The organism is Citrobacter sp. LJND-P06, assembly GCF_058188415.1.
In genome coordinates this window covers 3,107,653-3,122,287 of record NZ_CP187317.1, presented here as the reverse complement: position 1 = coordinate 3,122,287, position 14,635 = coordinate 3,107,653, and the positions used below count along the sequence as shown (strand labels likewise).

Here is a 14,635-nt window from a genome sequence, read left to right as displayed (position 1 = left end):
CTGAGAGAATGGTACACCGAGAAGAGAGTCGGACAAAATTCTGAGCGTTAATTCAGAATTCATCGTTAAAAGCGACTACGTTAAGCTGTATCCGGTTATTGCAGCCAGTTGCCAAAGCAAAGGAGCATTCATGAAGCAAACAGTTTATACCGCCAGCCCTGAAAGCCAGCAAATTCACGTCTGGAGCCTGAATCATGAAGGCGTGTTGACGCTTGTGCAGGTGGTTGACGTCCCCGGCCAGGTTCAGCCGATGGTGGTCAGCCCGGATAAGCGCTATCTCTACGTGGGCGTGCGCCCGGAGTTTCGCGTACTGGCGTATCGCATTGCGCCAGACGACGGGGCGCTGACGTTTGCTGCACAGTCCGCATTGCCGGGCAGTCCGACGCATATTTCCACCGATCGCCAGGGCCGCTTTGTCTTTGTCGGATCCTACAATGCCGGAAACGTCAGCGTGACGCGTCTGGAAGATGGACTGCCTGTTGAGGTGGTGGATGTTGTTGAAGGGCTGGAGGGATGCCACTCCGCGAACATCTCGCCGGATAATCGTACTTTGTGGGTTCCGGCACTCAAACAGGATCGCATTTGCCTGTTTACGCTCAGCGACGACGGCAAACTGGTGGCGCAGGAACCGGCGGAAGTGACGACGGTTGAAGGTGCTGGCCCGCGCCATATGGCATTCCATCCGAACCAGCAATACGCCTACTGCGTGAATGAGCTGAACAGCTCCGTGGATGTCTGGGAACTCAACGATCCTCATGGCAACGTGGAGTGCGTACAAACGCTGGATATGATGCCTGCCGATTTCTCTGACACACGCTGGGCGGCAGACATTCACATTACGCCGGATGGCCGTCATCTGTATGCCTGCGATCGTACCGCCAGTCTGATTACGGTGTTCAGTGTTTCTGAAGATGGTAGCGTGCTGACCAAAGAAGGCTACCAGCCGACGGAAACCCAGCCGCGTGGCTTCAATGTTGACCATCAGGGAAAATATCTGATAGCCGCCGGGCAAAAGTCACACCATATTGCGGTGTATGACATTGTCGGCGAGCAGGGGCTGCTAAGCGAAAAAGCGCGCTATGCGGTGGGCCAGGGGCCAATGTGGGTCGTGGTTAACGCCTACTAATTGTGTGTCGCAGGCCGGATAAGGCGTATCAAACCTCATCCGGCGCATTGCCCGGTAGCGCATGCGCTGACCGGGCCAGGACTGCGATTACTGCTTCGGTTCTGCAACCACTTTGCTACCTACCCCGCGGTTGTTGTACTCCCACAGGCGGTTGAAGTTGGTGTCGTTCAGGTTGCGCTGAATCTCACCCTTATCATCCATCGTACCGGTGTTTCCCGTAAACGGGTGCTTGAAAATCGCGGTATCAGCCCACGGTTTGGCCATATTAAAGCCTTCATTGATCACGCTATCGCGGATCACCACCTGACCGTTGGTGTTGGTATCGACATCCAGCGAGCGGCCCAGTTGCGCGACATTATCGCCACTAGCCGTGAAACGGCTGTTGGTGGCAAGGAAGCCGTAGAAGACGTTAGACAGCGTTGCCGGGGCGAAAACGTAGGCTTCTTTTTGTGTACGGGAGTTCACAACGCGGAAGTCCGTGTTATCAAACACCACGGCACCACGACCAGAAACAATATCCACATCCCCTTCGAGGTAGCTATTGGTTACCAGCGTGCGCGGCTGACGATCGTTTTGCAGACGGTTTTGCACGCTGCTGTTGGTCACCAGGAAGGTGTTCTGACGACCGAGAAGGTTCACCTTGTTGATCTGAACTTTGTCGCCGTCGGTGCGCAGGGCAACGGCTGGGTGATGACCGTCATCTACGCTGTCACCGAGATTGTTTTCGATAGTCAGGTTCTGCAATTGCAGGCCGTTATTCTGTGACCAGAACGCCGCTGAACACATGACGCCAATGTTCGCGTTACGTTGGCTCTGACAGCTATCAAACATGTACCACGCGGGTTTACCCGGCATATATTTACCGCCCGGGTTTACCGTGCGACGCCAGTCAGCAATGCTCATATCGCCGTCGATGGCGTATCCAATTTTCACATCAATCGGCTTCTCGCCCATACCGTACAGCGTCAGGCTGCCAGGCGCGGCCGGAATGTACACGGTACCCTGATATTCGCCTGGCATAATCGCGATAAACTGACGCTTATCGGTACGTTTGGTAATGGCAGCATCCACTGCCGCCTGAATCGTCGTATGCGTGACGCCCTGCGTGCCTGCCGGGCCGACCACAAAGTCAGGCTGCGCTGGCAGAGAAATAGAAGAAGGCGACCACGGTGCCGTATTCGGCGTCAGTGAAGCGAAATAATGAGCAGCAACAAAGTTCTGTGCTTCATTCGCCGACAGGATCGGACGCGAGGACGTTCCAGGCGCAGTTTGATCGGAAGGGATTTGATCGGGCGGCGTAGAGCTACAGGCGGTCAGTGTCACGCCAAAAGCCAGTGCCAGCGCCAGACGGGAAACCGAAAATGTGTTCACAGGTTGCTCCGGGCTTTGAAAGTTAAATTAATTCCATTGAAGCCTGCTTTTTTATACTAAGTTGGGCGAAACGGAAAGGCGAAAAGGCAAAAAGTTCATTTCAGGCAGCGGATGCCCCGTGGATTGGGCCGACACGTCACAAATAAGCAACATTTATCGTCCCCCCGGTTGACAATAGCGCTGGAATAAAAATAAATGTCTATACAACCTATGACAAGTGGTGGATGGAATGCGGCAACTTTTACCTGATGACGTTATCTGGCGCAATGTCCGACTGGCGACCATGGACCCTGAACGCAATACGCCGTATGGCATGGTCGAGGGGCATGCGCTGGTGGTGCGTCAGGGCAACATACTGGATATTGTCCCCGAGTCATCATTAGCGGCAGCGCAGGGCAAGACGTTGGATATGCAGGGCCGCCTGGTCACGCCGGGATTGGTAGACTGCCATACGCACCTGATCTTTGGCGGCAACCGCGCCGCAGAATGGGAACAGCGGCTGAACGGGGTTTCGTATCAACAGATTAGCGCCCAGGGCGGCGGTATTAATTCGACCGTGTCGGCGACGCGAAAAGCCTCCGCTGACGATCTGCTTGCCATCGCGCGGGCCAGAATGGCGCGTCTGGTTAAAGAAGGCGTCACGCTGCTGGAGATAAAGTCTGGCTATGGGCTGGATTTGCCCACCGAAGAGAAGATGCTACGGGTCATCGCGACGCTGGCGTCTGAAAACACCGTAGAAATCAGTCCGACGTTACTGGCGGCGCACGCCACGCCAGCGGAATATCGCGACGATCCAGACGGTTACATCACGCAAGTGTGCGAGTCGATGCTGCCTTATTTATGGGAAAAGGGGCTGTTTGAAACCGTGGATCTGTTCTGCGAAAGCGTCGGTTTTACTCTGGCGCAAAGCGATCGTGTGTTCCAGGCCGCACAGGCGCTGGGGATCCCGGTGAGGGGCCACGTTGAGCAACTCTCTTTGCTGGGCGGTGCGCAGTTGGTCAGCCGTTATCACGGCCTGTCTGCCGATCATATTGAATATCTGGACGAAGCGGGCGTCGCGGCGATGCGCCAAAGCGGTACCGTGGGCGTCCTGCTGCCGGGGGCGTTTTATTTTCTCAAAGAAACCCAGCGCCCTCCGGTTGAACTGCTGCGCCGCTATCAGGTGCCGATGGCTATCGCCACCGATTTTAACCCAGGCACCAGCCCGTTCATTAGCCTGCATCTGGCGATGAACATGGCCTGCGTTCAGTTTGGGCTAACGCCGGAAGAGGCGTGGGCCGGCGTCACACGCCATGCTGCGCGAGCGCTCGGGCGACAGGCAACCCATGGGCAGCTTAAAGCAGGCTATGTGGCTGATTTTGTGGTCTGGGATGCGGCGCTTCCGGTTGAAATTCTGTACGAGCCGGGCCGTAACCCGCTGTATCAACGCGTTTTCAGAGGGCAGATAAAATGACGCAATGGCAACCGACTCCCCGTTCTTTATGGCAGGGGCGTGACGACAGCGCTGAAGCCGCCAATGCGCTGCGCCTGTTCCAGACCATCACGCTCAGTCCGACATTTTCCCCATCCTCATACCCGGAGAATATCGCGTTACTGGGGTTTGCCTGTGATGAAGGTGTAAAGCGTAATCAGGGGCGGCCAGGTGCGGCGGGCGCACCGGACGCGCTGCGAAAAGCGCTGGCGAATCTGGCGGCGCATCAGGGGCATGACCGACTGGTGGATTTAGGCAATATCATCGCGCAGGCCCCCGATCTTGAAGCGGCGCAACAGGCCTTGCGTGACGCCGTACGGCAGTGTCAGCAGGCCAATATGCGCACCCTGGTGTTAGGCGGAGGGCATGAAACCGCGTTTGGTCATGGGGCTGGCGTTCTGGATGCGTTCCCGGATGCACGCATTGGGATCCTCAATCTGGATGCGCACCTGGATCTTCGCCACGCACAAAACGCGACGTCCGGCACGCCGTTTCGGCAATTGGCCCAGCTCTGCGAGGCGCAGGAGCGTGAGTTTCATTATGCCTGCTTTGGCGTGAGTCGGGCGGCAAATACCGCTGCCTTATGGGATGAAGCGCAACGGCGTAAGGTGACGGTCGTTGAAGATTTGGACTGCGGCGACGCACAACCACAGCTTTCGCAGTTTATCGCCAGCGTGGACAAAATCTATCTGACTATCGATCTCGACGTGCTTCCGGTCTGGGAAATGCCTGCGGTTTCCGCGCCCGCTGCACTCGGGGTGTCGCTGGCCACCGTGATGCGTCTGGTGGAACCTGTTTGTCGAAGCGGTAAACTTCAGGCGGTGGATATGGTTGAATTTAACCCCCGCTTTGACGATGATGGCAAAGCAGCGCGAGTTGCGGCGCGGCTTGGCTGGCAAATCGCGCACTGGTGGCACTAACACCAGACCCACTTTTAACCGCATAAGGAAGGCTGTTGCATGTTTCCCTCTCGCTCACGTTCTGCCACGGCCAGCGCGCCGGCGCCTTTTTATGAAAAGGTCAAACAGGCTATCAGCGAAAAAATCGCCAGCGGGGTCTGGCAACCCCATGACCGTATTCCGTCGGAAGCGGAGCTGGTGGCGCAGTATGGTTTCAGTCGAATGACCATCAACCGGGCGCTGCGGGAGCTAACCGATGAGGGGCTGCTGGTGCGCTTACAGGGCGTCGGGACATTTGTCGCGGAGCCGAAAGGACAATCGGCGCTGTTTGAAATCCGCAGCATTGCGGACGAAATCATCGCCCGTCACCATCAGCACCGTTGTGAAGTGTTGACGCTTCAGAGCACCAGGGCGACGGCGCTACAGGCGGCGGCGCTCAACGTCAAAGAAGGGACGCCCATTTTCCATTCTATTATGGTGCACTACGAAGACGCTCTGCCGGTACAAATTGAGGATCGCTGTGTGAATGCTGAAGTGGTGCCGGACTATCTCTCTCAGGATTACCAGCAGACAACGCCGCATGCCTATTTGTCGTTGATCGCCCCGTTGACCGAAGGGGAGCACATTGTCGAGGCGGTGCGCGCCACGGCAGAAGAGTGCGCCTTATTAAAGATCAAAGAACATGACCCGTGCTTGCTTATCCGTCGTACCACCTGGTCGGCAACGCAGATCGTCTCTCATGCGCGTTTACTTTTTCCGGGGTCGCGTTATCGCCTGCAAGGCCATTTCATGTCCTGATCGGACAACCGCAAAAACCGTGATTGCTGACGCAATATAACAAAAATGTATCATTTCTGTTAATTGCGTCCTTGCGATAGCTTGTATAGACAAGTATATGTTAGTGACTTATCTGAGCGTTCGTGAGGAATCTGACATGCCCCAAAGCAAATATCGTGAGCAGGATATCCGTGCCCCAAGAGGGACGACCCTAACAGCCAAAAGCTGGCTGACCGAAGCGCCGCTGCGCATGTTAATGAATAACCTTGATCCCGATGTGGCTGAAAATCCCCACGAGCTGGTGGTGTATGGCGGGATTGGACGCGCCGCACGCGACTGGCAATGCTATGACGCCATCGTTAAAGCGCTGACCCAACTGAATGATGATGAAACCCTGCTGGTGCAATCCGGCAAACCGGTGGGCGTCTTCAAAACCCATGAAAATGCACCGCGCGTGTTGATCGCCAACTCCAACCTGGTTCCGCACTGGGCGACCTGGGAGCATTTCAACGAGCTGGATGCGAAAGGTCTGGCCATGTACGGCCAAATGACGGCCGGAAGCTGGATCTACATTGGCAGCCAGGGGATCGTGCAGGGCACCTATGAAACCTTTGTCGAAGCCGGACGCCAGCACTATCAGGGCAACCTGGCGGGGCGCTGGGTTCTGACTGCCGGGCTTGGCGGGATGGGCGGTGCTCAGCCGCTCGCCGCAACGCTCGCTGGCGCCTGTTCACTCAACATTGAATGCCAGCAGAGCCGTATCGATTTCCGTCTGCGTACCCGCTATGTGGATGAACAGGCGGAATCTCTGGATGACGCGCTGGCGCGTATTGCAAAATATACCCGTGAGGGTAAAGCCGTCTCTATCGCCCTGTGCGCCAATGCGGCGGACATCGTGCCGGAGCTGGTAAAACGCGGCGTACGCCCGGACATGGTGACTGACCAGACCAGCGCCCACGATCCGCTGCATGGTTATCTGCCCTCTGGCTGGAGCTGGGAAGACTACCAGCAGAAAGCAATTTCTGACCCGCAAGGGACGGTACTGGCGGCGAAACGCTCAATGGCGACGCACGTCCAGGCAATGCTGGCGTTTAGCGAAATGGGCGTTCCGACGTTTGATTACGGCAACAATATTCGCCAAATGGCCAAAGAGATGGGCGTTGAAAAGGCGTTTGATTTCCCCGGCTTCGTTCCGGCCTATATTCGACCGCTGTTCTGCCGTGGGATTGGCCCTTTCCGCTGGGTGGCGCTTTCCGGCGATCCGCAGGATATTTATAAAACCGATGCCAAAGTGAAAGAAATCGTCAAAGACGATAAACATTTGCATCACTGGCTGGATATGGCCCGTGAACGCATCAACTTCCAGGGACTTCCCGCGCGTATCTGCTGGGTCGGACTGGAGTGGCGGCAAAAACTGGGGCTGGCGTTTAACGAAATGGTGCGTAGCGGTGAAGTTTCCGCACCGATTGTGATTGGCCGTGACCATCTTGATTCCGGTTCCGTCGCCAGTCCAAACCGTGAAACCGAAGCGATGCGCGACGGCTCGGATGCGGTTTCCGACTGGCCGCTGCTGAATGCGTTGCTCAACACCGCCAGCGGCGCAACCTGGGTTTCACTGCACCACGGTGGCGGTGTGGGAATGGGCTTCTCCCAGCACTCCGGGATGGTTATCGTCTGTGACGGCACCGATGAAGCGGCAGCACGTATCGCCCGAGTACTGCACAACGATCCGGCAACGGGCGTGATGCGTCATGCCGATGCCGGTTATGACATCGCCGTCGAATGCGCCGTCGAGCAAGGGCTAAACTTACCGATGATCGCGGCTACTCAAGGAAATCGTTGATATGAATACGCTTATGTTAACGCCGGGACAACTGAGTCTTGAACAACTGCGCGCCGTCTGGCAGCAGCCTGTGCAACTGAGTCTGGATGCCAGCGCGATTGATGGTATTAATGCCAGCGTCGCCTGTGTGAATAACATTGTGGCTGAAGGGCGCACGGCCTACGGGATCAACACCGGTTTTGGCCTGCTGGCGCAGACGCGCATCGCCAACGAAGATTTGCAAAATTTGCAGCGCTCGCTGGTACTTTCACATGCCGCAGGGGTTGGCGAACCGCTGGACGACGCGATGGTGCGTCTGATGATGGTGTTGAAAATCAACAGCCTGGCCCGCGGATTTTCAGGCATTCGTCTGAGTGTGATTGACGCGCTGATCGCACTGGTCAATGCCGGAGTCTATCCGCTGATCCCGGCAAAAGGATCGGTGGGGGCGTCAGGCGACTTAGCGCCGTTGGCGCACATGTCCCTTACGCTGCTCGGCGAGGGCAAAGCGCGCTGGCAAGGTGAGTGGCTCCCGGCGAAGGACGCACTGCGTAAAGCGGGTCTGGAACCTGTCACGCTGGCGGCAAAAGAGGGACTGGCGCTGCTTAACGGCACCCAGGCATCGACCGCGTTTGCGCTGCGCGGTCTGTTTGAGGCGCAAGAGTTATTTGCTTCCGCCGTGGTCTGCGGTGCGCTGACCACAGAAGCTGTATTAGGGTCACGTCGCCCGTTTGATGCGCGCATTCATGCCGCGCGTGGGCAGCGCGGTCAGATAGATGCCGCGGCGCTTTATCGCCACGTGCTGACCGAAAGTAGCCCAATTTCCGACTCTCACCATAACTGTGAAAAAGTGCAGGATCCGTACTCTCTGCGCTGTCAGCCGCAGGTAATGGGCGCGTGTCTGACGCAACTGCGTCAGGTCATGGAGGTTCTGCTTGTTGAAGCCAATGCGGTTTCGGACAACCCGCTGGTGTTTGCCGAAGAGGGCGATGTGATTTCCGGTGGCAATTTCCATGCGGAACCGGTGGCGATGGCGGCGGATAATCTGGCGCTGGCGATCGCAGAGATTGGCGCGCTGTCGGAAAGACGCATTGCGTTGATGATGGACAAACACATGTCGCAGCTACCGCCGTTCCTCGTGAAAAATGGCGGGGTTAACTCCGGCTTTATGATAGCGCAGGTGACGGCGGCGGCGTTGGCCAGCGAGAACAAAGCGCTGGCGCATCCGCACAGTGTCGACAGTCTGCCAACATCGGCGAACCAGGAAGACCATGTTTCTATGGCGCCAGCGGCAGGTCGTCGGTTGTGGGAAATGGCCGCCAATACGCGAGGCGTGATCGCCGTGGAGTGGCTGGCAGCCTGTCAGGGGATTGATCTGCGTGAAGGGTTAACCTCCAGTCCATTGCTGGAACAAGCACGCCAGGCATTACGTGAACAGGTTCCGCACTACACCCAGGATCGTTTCTTCGCTCCGGATATTGAGTGCGCCACTGCGTTACTGGCGCGGGGCGATTTATTGCGTCTGGTGCCGGCGTTTTTGTAATCCGTAGGCCGGGTAAGGCGCTTGCGCCGCCACCCGGCAAAACGACACTTAACTGAACATCGCGGTAATTGATGCGCTGGCGAGCGAATGGAAATGGACATTAAACCCGACCATCGCACCGCTGGCGCCTTCATCGACCTCAATGCGTTCCACATTCAGGGCATGCACCGTAAAGATATAGCGGTGCGTTTCCCCTTTTGGCGGCGCTGCGCCACCGTAGCCCGCCTTGCCAAAATCCGTGCGCGTCTGAATCGCTTCTTCCGGCAGCGGCGAAAGACCGGAGCCTGAGCCTTGCGGTAAAACGCGCGTGTCGGCAGGCAAGTTGACGACAACCCAGTGCCACCAACCCGAGCCGGTGGGCGCGTCGGGATCGTAACAGGTCACGACAAAACTTTTTGTCCCGGCCGGAACATCGTCCCAGGCCAGGTGCGGAGAGATATTATCTCCGTCATAGCCCATCCCGTTAAACACCTGGCGATGGGGCAGTTTTTCCCCGTCGCGCAGGTCGTGGCTGACAAGTTTCATACACCCTCCGTTAATCTGCTGATTCGCAAAAAAGTGTAATCGGTATCAGACAGGCTTACCGCCGATTAATGGATAAAAAATGTTTCCTGCGTCACGGCGTCATTCACCGCCTGCGTCAGTTTACGCAACTGCTCAGGCTGAATAAGGTAAGGCGGCATCAGATAAATCAGCTTACCGAACGGACGTACCCACACCCCTTGTTCCACAAAGAAGCGTTGGAGCGCCGCCATATTCACCGGATGTGTCGTTTCCACCACGCCAATAGCGCCAAGCACGCGCACATCCGCTACCCACGGCGACTGCGCAGCAGGGGTTAATTCCGCGCGTAACTGGGTTTCGATGGCGGCAACCTGGTGTTGCCACTCTCCGCTTTCCAGCAGCGACAGGCTGGCGGTCGCCACGGCACAGGCCAGCGGATTACCCATAAAGGTTGGGCCATGCATAAAACATCCGGCTTCGCCGTTGCTGATGGTTTCAGCGATAGTGCGGGTGGTTACGGTAGCGGAGAGGGTCATCGTACCGCCGGTCAGCGCTTTCCCCAGACACAGAATGTCCGGCGTGATGTCGGCGTGCTCGCAGGCAAACAGTTTACCCGTGCGGCCGAATCCGGTCGCAATCTCATCGGCAATCAGCAGAATGCCTTCGCGGTCGCACATTTTGCGGATGCGGCGCAGCCATTCAGGATGGTACATCCGCATACCGCCCGCCCCCTGGACAATTGGCTCCAGAATGACCGCCGCAATCTCGGTGCGGTGCGCGGCCATCAGACGGGCGAACGCCACCATATCCCGTTCATCCCACTCGCCGTCCATCCGGCTTTGCGGCGCGGGAGCGAACAGATTATCCGGCAGATAGCCCTTCCACAGGCTATGCATGGAGTTCTCCGGGTCACAGACGGACATCGCGCCGAACGTATCCCCGTGATAGCCGTTACGAAACGTCAGGAAGCGCTGGCGGGATTCGCCTAATGCCCGCCAGTATTGCAGCGCCATTTTCATCGCCACTTCCACTGCGACCGAACCGGAATCCGCCAGAAAAACGCACTCAAGTCGCTCTGGGGTCATCGCTACCAGTTTACGGCACAAATTGATGGCAGGGGCATGGGTGATCCCGCCGAACATCACGTGCGACATGCTGTCGATCTGCGTTTTCATTGCCGCGTTGAGCTGTGGGTGATTGTAGCCATGAATCGCCGCCCACCAGGAGGACATGCCGTCCACCAGGCGTTCGCCGTTAGACAAAATCAGTTCGCAACCCTCGGCGCGCTCCACCGGATACACCGGGAGCGGTGAGGTCATTGACGTGTAGGGATGCCAGATATGGCGTTGGTCAAAGGCAAGATCGTCCGTTGTCATAATCGACTTGTAAACCAAATTAAAAAGATTTAGGTTTACAAGTCTACACCGAATCAAAAATTAACAACACCCTTTGGAGAGGCCCGATGGCTCACCACGCTCGCTGGACAATGTCGCAAGTCACCGAATTATTTGAAAAACCGTTGCTGGATTTGCTGTTTGAAGCGCAACAGGTTCACCGTCAACATTTTGACCCGCAGCAGGTGCAAGTGAGTACGCTGTTGTCGATTAAAACCGGTGCCTGCCCGGAAGACTGCAAATACTGCCCGCAGAGTTCCCGCTACAAAACGGGCCTGGAGTCAGAACGTTTGATGGAAGTTGAACAGGTGCTGGACTCTGCGCGTAAAGCGAAAAATGCAGGATCGACCCGTTTCTGCATGGGGGCAGCCTGGAAGAATCCGCACGAACGCGATATGCCGTATCTGGAACAGATGGTGCAGGGCGTGAAAGAGTTGGGGCTGGAAGCGTGCATGACGCTGGGCACACTCAACGACACCCAGGCGAAGCGCCTGGCTGACGCGGGTCTGGACTATTACAACCACAACCTCGACACCTCGCCTGAGTTCTACGGCAACATAATCACCACCCGTTCGTATCAGGAGCGTCTCGACACGCTGGACAAAGTCCGCGAGGCGGGCATTAAGGTCTGTTCTGGCGGTATCGTAGGGTTAGGTGAAACGGTAAACGACCGGGCTGGTCTGTTGCTGCAATTAGCCAACCTGCCGACACCGCCGGAAAGCGTGCCTATCAACATGCTGGTGAAGGTGAAAGGGACGCCGCTGGCCGATAATGACGACGTCGACGCGTTTGATTTTATTCGCACCATTGCGGTGGCGCGTATCATGATGCCCACCTCGTTTGTGCGTCTCTCCGCAGGCCGCGAACAGATGAACGAACAGACCCAGGCCATGTGCTTTATGGCTGGCGCAAACTCGGTGTTCTACGGCTGTAAACTGCTGACCACGCCAAACCCGGAAGAAGATAAAGACCTGCAGTTGTTCCGCAAGCTGGGACTGAATCCGCAGCAAACGGCCGTGCTGGCCGGTGACAACGAACAGCAGCAACGCCTCGAACAGGCGCTGAAGACCCCGGACACCGACGATTACTACAACGCGGCAACCGTATGACCTGGCAGCAAAAAATCGACGATGCGCTGGCAGCGCGTCGTTCTGCCGACGCTTTGCGCCGCCGTCACGCGGTGGTGCAGGGCGCCGGGCGCTGGCTCCATGCGGACGATCGTCAGTATCTCAATTTTTCCAGCAATGATTACCTGGGGCTGAGTCACCATCCGCAGATTATCTGCGCCTGGCAGCAAGGCGCGGAGCGCTTTGGTGTGGGGAGCGGCGGCTCGGGTCATGTCAGCGGCTATTCCGTTGCCCATCAGGCGCTGGAGGAAGAACTGGCGCAGTGGCTGGGGTATTCGCGTGCGCTGTTATTCATCTCCGGTTTTGCGGCGAACCAGGCGGTCATCGCCGCACTGATGGCAAAAGACGATCGCATCGTGGCAGACCGGCTCAGCCACGCGTCGCTGCTGGAGGCCGCCAGCCTCAGTCCCGCGCAACTGCGGCGCTTTACGCATAACAATCCCGAACATTTGTCGCGTTTGCTGGCCGCCCCGTCTTCAGGTCAACAACTGGTGGTGACCGAAGGGGTATTCAGCATGGATGGCGATAGCGCGCCGCTTGCCGAGATCCAGCGTACCGCGCAACAGCACCGCGCATGGCTAATGGTCGATGATGCGCACGGTATTGGCGTTACCGGCGAGGAGGGGCGAGGGAGTTGCTGGCAGCAGCAGGTGAAGCCTGAATTGCTGGTGGTGACGTTCGGCAAGGGGTTTGGCGTCAGCGGGGCGGCCATTCTCTGTTCCGACAGCGTGGCGGAGTATCTGTTGCAGTTCGCCCGTCACCTGATCTACAGCACCAGTATGCCGCCCGCTCAGGCTCAGGCGTTACGCGCCTCTTTGGCGGTGATCCGTAGCGATGAAGGTCGCCAACGCCGGGAAAAACTGGCGTCATTGATTGAACATTTTCGCGCTGGCGTGGATACCACGGCGTTTGCCCTGGCACCTTCACACAGCGCAATCCAGCCGCTGATCGTCGGTGAAAACACGCGCGCATTAGCGCTTGCGGAAACGTTGCGCAGCCAGGGATGCTGGGCGAGCGCGATCCGCCCGCCTACCGTGCCTGTGGGCACCGCACGGCTGCGTTTGACGCTGACCCAGGCGCATGAAAAACAAGACATCGATCGTTTGCTGGAGGTGCTGCATGGCGCAGTTTGATAAGCAGGCCATCGCGGCGGCGTTCGGACGCGCAGCGACGCAGTATGAACAACATGCCGAACTGCAACGCCAGAGCGCGGATGCGTTACTTGAACTGTTGGCGGATCGCGCGTTTTCACAGGTGCTGGATGCCGGTTGCGGGCCGGGGCGCATGAGCCGCTACTGGCGAACGCAGGGCTGCGAAGTAACGGCCCTCGACCTCTCGGCACAAATGCTTGAGGAGGCGCGTCGTCAGCAGGCCGCCGATCATTATTTGATGGCGGATATTGAGTCGATTTCGCAACCTACGGCGAGCTTCGATCTGGCCTGGAGCAACCTCGCGGTGCAATGGTGCAGCGATTTACACCAGGCGTTATCGGAGCTCTATCGCGTGGTTCGCCCCGGCGGACAGGTGGCGTTCACCACTCTGGCGCAAGGGTCGTTGCCGGAGCTGAGCCAGGCGTGGCGGGCGGTCGACAATCGGGCGCATGCAAACCACTTTTTAGCCGGTGACGCTATCGAAAACGCGCTGGAGGGCTGGCGCGTCCGCCACAGAATTCAGGCTATCACGCTGTGGTTTGACGATGCGCTGAGCGCGATGCGTTCGCTCAAAGGCATTGGGGCGACCCATCTGCACGAAGGACGCGAACAGCGAGTGCTTACCCGCAGTCAGCTCCAGCAGTTGCAACTGGCCTGGCCGCAACAGCAGGGAAAATATCCGCTGACTTATCATCTTTTTCTGGGAGTGATTGAACGTGACTAAGCGTTATTTTGTCACCGGGACTGACACCGAAGTTGGGAAAACCGTTGCCAGTTGCGCACTACTGCAGGCTGCCGCAATGCGGGGGTATCGTACCGTTGGTTACAAACCGGTGGCGTCGGGCAGTGAGATGACGCCAGACGGTTTACGCAACGGCGATGCACTGGCATTACAGCGCAACAGTACGCTGGCTCTGGCGTATCAGGATATCAATTCCTATACCTTTGCCGAGCCGACATCGCCGCATATTATCAGCGCCGATGAGGGAAGGCCGATTCTCGCGACGGTAATGTCTGACGCTTTACGGGCGTTAGAAGCCCAGGCTGACTGGGTGTTGGTTGAAGGGGCTGGGGGCTGGTTTACGCCGCTCTCAACGACGCTGACCTTTGCTGACTGGGTTCGAGCCGAGCAACTGCCGGTGATTCTGGTGGTGGGCGTCAAACTGGGATGTATTAACCATGCCATGCTAACAGCGCAGGCGGTACAGCACGCGGGTTTAACGCTCGCAGGCTGGGTTGCCAACGATGTGACGCCGCCAGGGAAACGTCATCAGGAGTATATGGCGACGTTATCGCGCGTGATCCCGGCGCCGCTCTTAGGGGAGATCCCCTGGCTGGATGAATCGCCGGAATGCGCCCCGACAGGCCATTACCTCGATCTCAGCGCGCTGGAGCGGGCGTCATCCCCTGATTAAGTCGCTCGCCGTTTTGCCGGGTCAGTTGCCCCTGC

13 protein-coding genes are annotated in these 14,635 nt (G+C 57.6%); 10 read left to right on the top strand and 3 right to left on the bottom strand.

The annotated features are described in order from the left end of the window. The first annotated feature begins 130 nt into the window (after positions 1 to 130). The gene (gene pgl, locus ACO7SM_RS14905) at positions 131 to 1,126 is read left to right on the top strand and encodes a 6-phosphogluconolactonase (RefSeq protein WP_490468190.1); all 996 of its coding nucleotides are present in this window, start codon (positions 131 to 133) and stop codon (positions 1,124 to 1,126) included. 87 nt (positions 1,127 to 1,213) lie between these two features. On the opposite strand, the gene ACO7SM_RS14900 is transcribed toward pgl, so the two are convergent. Continuing rightward, on the bottom strand, positions 1,214 to 2,497 hold the full coding sequence (locus ACO7SM_RS14900) for a putative acyl-CoA thioester hydrolase (protein ID WP_490468189.1): 1,284 nt from the start codon (positions 2,495 to 2,497) through the stop codon (positions 1,214 to 1,216). A gap of 229 nt (positions 2,498 to 2,726) precedes the next feature. On the opposite strand from ACO7SM_RS14900, the gene hutI reads away from it, so the two are divergent. The 5 genes from hutI (at position 2,727) to hutH (ending at position 9,009) form a co-directional block, all read left to right on the top strand. Beyond that, positions 2,727 to 3,950, top strand: a complete 1,224-nt coding sequence (hutI, locus tag ACO7SM_RS14895) for an imidazolonepropionase (RefSeq protein WP_490468188.1) — start codon at positions 2,727 to 2,729, stop codon at positions 3,948 to 3,950. After that, entirely contained in the window at positions 3,947 to 4,888 is a 942-nt protein-coding gene (gene hutG / locus ACO7SM_RS14890; RefSeq protein WP_490468187.1) for a formimidoylglutamase, read from the top strand. The genes hutI and hutG overlap by 4 nt, the downstream gene beginning before the upstream one ends. 39 nt (positions 4,889 to 4,927) lie before the next feature. Further along, positions 4,928 to 5,665: a histidine utilization repressor gene (locus ACO7SM_RS14885; protein WP_490468186.1), complete on the top strand. Its 738-nt coding sequence runs from the start codon at positions 4,928 to 4,930 to the stop codon at positions 5,663 to 5,665. Positions 5,666 to 5,801: 136 nt separating this feature from the next. After that, positions 5,802 to 7,487, top strand: a complete 1,686-nt coding sequence (gene hutU / locus ACO7SM_RS14880; RefSeq protein ID WP_490468185.1) for a urocanate hydratase — start codon at positions 5,802 to 5,804, stop codon at positions 7,485 to 7,487. 1 nt (position 7,488) lies between these two features. Beyond that, positions 7,489 to 9,009, top strand: a complete 1,521-nt coding sequence (hutH, locus tag ACO7SM_RS14875; protein WP_490468184.1) for a histidine ammonia-lyase — start codon at positions 7,489 to 7,491, stop codon at positions 9,007 to 9,009. A gap of 48 nt (positions 9,010 to 9,057) precedes the next feature. Here hutH and ACO7SM_RS14870 read toward each other — a convergent pair whose 3' ends face one another. Beyond that, positions 9,058 to 9,534 (bottom strand): kinase inhibitor, encoded by a 477-nt coding sequence (locus tag ACO7SM_RS14870; RefSeq protein ID WP_490468183.1) that lies wholly within the window; start codon positions 9,532 to 9,534, stop codon positions 9,058 to 9,060. Between the two features lie 65 nt (positions 9,535 to 9,599). Then, positions 9,600 to 10,889 (bottom strand): adenosylmethionine--8-amino-7-oxononanoate transaminase, encoded by a 1,290-nt coding sequence (gene bioA, locus ACO7SM_RS14865; RefSeq protein ID WP_490468182.1) that lies wholly within the window; start codon positions 10,887 to 10,889, stop codon positions 9,600 to 9,602. Positions 10,890 to 10,975: 86 nt separating this feature from the next. On the opposite strand from bioA, the gene bioB reads away from it, so the two are divergent. Genes bioB through bioD form a run of 4 tightly spaced genes read left to right on the top strand, consistent with a single transcriptional unit; the run spans position 10,976 to position 14,600 of the window. Then, entirely contained in the window at positions 10,976 to 12,016 is a 1,041-nt protein-coding gene (gene bioB / locus ACO7SM_RS14860; protein WP_490468181.1) for a biotin synthase BioB, read from the top strand. Next, a complete protein-coding gene (gene bioF / locus ACO7SM_RS14855) occupies positions 12,013 to 13,167 on the top strand; it encodes an 8-amino-7-oxononanoate synthase (protein WP_490468180.1) in 1,155 nt (384 codons plus the stop codon). Before bioB ends, bioF begins: the two co-directional genes overlap by 4 nt. Beyond that, positions 13,154 to 13,909 carry a malonyl-ACP O-methyltransferase BioC gene (gene bioC / locus ACO7SM_RS14850; RefSeq protein WP_490468179.1) on the top strand — a complete coding sequence of 252 codons (756 nt, stop codon included), beginning with the start codon at positions 13,154 to 13,156 and terminating at the stop codon, positions 13,907 to 13,909. Before bioF ends, bioC begins: the two co-directional genes overlap by 14 nt. Continuing rightward, the gene (bioD, locus tag ACO7SM_RS14845) at positions 13,902 to 14,600 is read left to right on the top strand and encodes a dethiobiotin synthase (protein ID WP_490468178.1); all 699 of its coding nucleotides are present in this window, start codon (positions 13,902 to 13,904) and stop codon (positions 14,598 to 14,600) included. Before bioC ends, bioD begins: the two co-directional genes overlap by 8 nt. Positions 14,601 to 14,635 lie beyond the last annotated feature (35 nt).

Bases quoted from the DNA above. Each gene is read 5' to 3' on its own strand.
- pgl (WP_490468190.1), top strand. From the start codon at position 131: ATGAAGCAAACAGTTTATACCGCCAGCCCTGAAAGCCAGCAAATTCAC.
- hutI (WP_490468188.1), top strand. From the start codon at position 2,727: ATGCGGCAACTTTTACCTGATGACGTTATCTGGCGCAATGTCCGACTG.
- hutG (WP_490468187.1), top strand. From the start codon at position 3,947: ATGACGCAATGGCAACCGACTCCCCGTTCTTTATGGCAGGGGCGTGAC.
- ACO7SM_RS14885 (WP_490468186.1), top strand. From the start codon at position 4,928: ATGTTTCCCTCTCGCTCACGTTCTGCCACGGCCAGCGCGCCGGCGCCT.
- hutU (WP_490468185.1), top strand. From the start codon at position 5,802: ATGCCCCAAAGCAAATATCGTGAGCAGGATATCCGTGCCCCAAGAGGG.
- hutH (WP_490468184.1), top strand. From the start codon at position 7,489: ATGAATACGCTTATGTTAACGCCGGGACAACTGAGTCTTGAACAACTG.
- ACO7SM_RS14870 (WP_490468183.1), bottom strand. From the start codon at position 9,534: ATGAAACTTGTCAGCCACGACCTGCGCGACGGGGAAAAACTGCCCCAT.
- bioA (WP_490468182.1), bottom strand. From the start codon at position 10,889: ATGACAACGGACGATCTTGCCTTTGACCAACGCCATATCTGGCATCCC.
- bioB (WP_490468181.1), top strand. From the start codon at position 10,976: ATGGCTCACCACGCTCGCTGGACAATGTCGCAAGTCACCGAATTATTT.
- bioF (WP_490468180.1), top strand. From the start codon at position 12,013: ATGACCTGGCAGCAAAAAATCGACGATGCGCTGGCAGCGCGTCGTTCT.
- bioC (WP_490468179.1), top strand. From the start codon at position 13,154: ATGGCGCAGTTTGATAAGCAGGCCATCGCGGCGGCGTTCGGACGCGCA.